The sequence below is a fragment of the Ideonella sp. genome (genome assembly GCF_035254525.1).
GTDB lineage: Bacteria > Pseudomonadota > Gammaproteobacteria > Burkholderiales > Burkholderiaceae_C > Ideonella.
In genome coordinates, this window is record NZ_DATFAN010000062.1 from 1 (window position 1) to 2651 (window position 2651).

Consider the following 2651-nt stretch of genomic DNA (forward strand, 5'->3'; position numbering starts at 1 on the left):
TGGTGCTGGTCCACCAGGGCGGCTTCCAGTCGAGCCCGACAGTGAGCGACATCAACGGCTGCGACGGCGACCTGAAGAACGCCGACGGCAGCGATTCCGACCTCCGTGCGATCGCGCGCCGGCTGGACGACGCGGTCGACCTGGTGATCAGCGGCCACACCCACGCGGCCTACAACTGCTCGGCCGACACGGTCGATGTGAAGACGGTCAACGGTGTGGTCACGCGCACGCCCCGCCCCACCGGCGTGCCCAACCGCGTGGGGCGCCTGGTCCCGGTGACCAGCGCGAGCGCCTTCGGCCGTGTGCTGACCGACATCGATCTCACGATCCACCCGGTCAGCCATCACGTGCTCAAGGTCTCGGCGACCAACCGCCTGGTCGACCGCACCGACGCCGCGGCGACTGCCTATGTCGAGGCCAATCCGACGGTGAAGAACATCGTCGCCGGCTACAACACACTGGTGTCGCCGCTGGCCAATGAGGTGATCGGCACCATCGCCACGCGCCTGCCGAACGCAGCCAATGCGGCCGGCGAGATGCCCGCGGGCAGCCTGATCGCCGATGCGCAACTGCAGGCCACGCAGCCCGCGGCACTCGGCGGTGCGGTCATGGCCTTCATGAACGCGGGCGGCGTGCGCAATCCCGGCTTCGACGTCGCCGGTGCAAGCTACCCGTACGACGTGACCTACGGAAACGCTTTCACCGTTCAGCCCTTCGGCAACAGCCTGGTCACGATGACGCTCACTGCCCAGCAGATCAAGGACGTGCTCGAGCAGCAGTTCCCCGGCTGCAAGGGCCAGACAGCGCAGCGCATCATGCAGATCTCCAACGGCCTGCGGTATTCGTGGAGCGCGAGCGCGCCGGCCTGCGCAAGAATCGTCGACGTGACCCTCACGCCGACCGACGTGACGGTGGTTCCTCCGGAGGTGACCGGGGCGCCCGACCTGATCGTGATCGGCGGCGTGGTGCAGAACCCGGGCAAGACCTATCGCGTGACCATCAACAACTTCATGGCCACCGGAGGCGACGGCTTCAGCACCTTCACGGGCGGCGTGAATTCGTTGGGCGGAGCGCAGGACATCGATGCGCTGGTCGCCTACCTTGCCAGCTACAAGGCCCCAGCCGCGCATTACGACCCTGCCCTGCCTGCGATGAAGATCCCGCGCATCGTGCGCCTGCCATGATGACGGCGCGGCCCCTGCGCGCCGGTGTCGCAGCGCTGCTGCTCGGCGCGGTGCTGGTCGCGTGGGGCGGGGAGCACGCCGCACGCAGCGCCGCGCACGAGCGCCTGCTGCAGCAAGGCGAAGGGCAATTGGCCGCCGGCGATGCGGCGGCCGCCTTGGATACGCTGGAACGCGCTGCGGCGATGGGGCACGACCCCGACACCGAAATGGCCCTGGTGCGCGCGCTGATGGCGCAGGGTGAGTACCGCCGCGCGCAAGCGTTCGCGGCGCACGTCGCTGGCGGGCATCTCGAAGCACCCGAAGCCGCCGCCCTGTACGGCTGGCTGCTCTGTGTCGGCGGCCAGTGCCCCTACGGGCGAGCGCTGGTCGAGCAGGCGTTGGGGCGCGCTGCGAACCATCCGGTACTTGCCGCGGCGGCCGCCACGCTGCGCGAGCCGGGCGCACTGCCCGGCGGCATCCTGCTGCAGCGGCCGCAGCGCGTCGCTCCGCCCGACATCGCTGCACAGGCGGCGCACCCCGAGAGCTGGCGTGTGGCGGGCTCAGGCGTGCTGATGGACGATGGGCTGCACGCGCTGCTGCCCCTCGAGGCGTTGCAGGGGCGCGCGTTCGCCGCCGTGCGCGACGGGCTAGGCCGCCTGCGCACGGTTACGCTCGTTCGAGCGATCGCTCCATTGGGCTTGGCGCTCGTGCGCCTCGATGTGCGCCTTGACGCCGGTTTCCTTGCACGCGGGCCGCGGGAGGGGTTCGCGGGGAGTCCGTCATATGCCGTGGCGTTCACACCCTCGTCCGATGGTGCAGCGGCCTGGCCGTGGCTGTACGCGGGTTTCCTCGGCCGTGCCGGCGCCGCCGGGACCGCGCCACGCCTGGGCATCGAGCTTCCGTCGCGCGTCGCCCAGGCCGTCGTCTATGACGCTGCAGGGCGGATGCTCGGCCTGGCTCTGCGCGACGACCAAGGGACGCCGCGGCTGCTGTCCGCGCGCCACTTGCGCGACGCCCTGGGTGAAGCGACCGGTGATGCCACGGGCGAGGTGTTGCTTCCCTCGCACGAGGCCGCTGCCCGACTGAACGTGGACGACATCTACCAGCGCGCGATGCGAACCACCCTGCAGGTTCTTGTCGGGCCTTAGGCCGGATTGTCCGGTCCTCAAAACGGAATATATTGTTTATACCGTTTTGAGGAAGAGTCATGAGCACCCGTCAGACCACCACACCGAAGACCAAGCGCAAGGTCTCCGCCGCGCCCGCGAAGACGTCGGCCAAGGCCTCCCGCGCCGCCGCGACGCCTGCGGCCACACCGAAGGCGTGGACACGCGCCGGCGACCCGGTGCGCGCCAAGAGCCCGAAACGCGCTGGCGTCGCGGCGAAGCCCAAGGCATCGCCCGCCATGGCCGGCAACGGCCCAGTGGCTGCGGCGGCGGGCGATGGCAAGGCCCACAAGCCCAAGCTCGTGCGCGACAGCTTCACCAT

2 protein-coding genes and 1 pseudogene are annotated in these 2651 nt (G+C 70.0%); all 3 read left to right on the forward strand.

Annotated features, from left to right (window positions below; translation table 11 throughout):
- Positions 1-1184: bifunctional metallophosphatase/5'-nucleotidase (locus VJ693_RS05960; protein WP_324152593.1), on the forward strand; the 1184-nt coding region annotated here is incomplete at its 5' end.
- A complete protein-coding gene (locus VJ693_RS05965) occupies positions 1181-2311 on the forward strand; it encodes a hypothetical protein (RefSeq protein WP_324152594.1) in 1131 nt (376 codons plus the stop codon). The genes VJ693_RS05960 and VJ693_RS05965, both read left to right, overlap by 4 nt.
- Before the next feature lie 59 nt (positions 2312-2370).
- Positions 2371-2651 (forward strand): annotated as a pseudogene (locus tag VJ693_RS05970) (hypothetical protein); the annotation flags it as partial.

What these genes read in the sequence shown, in the direction of transcription:
- VJ693_RS05965 (WP_324152594.1), top strand. Translation starts at nt 1,181, where the DNA reads ATGATGACGGCGCGGCCCCTGCGCGCCGGTGTCGCAGCGCTGCTGCTC.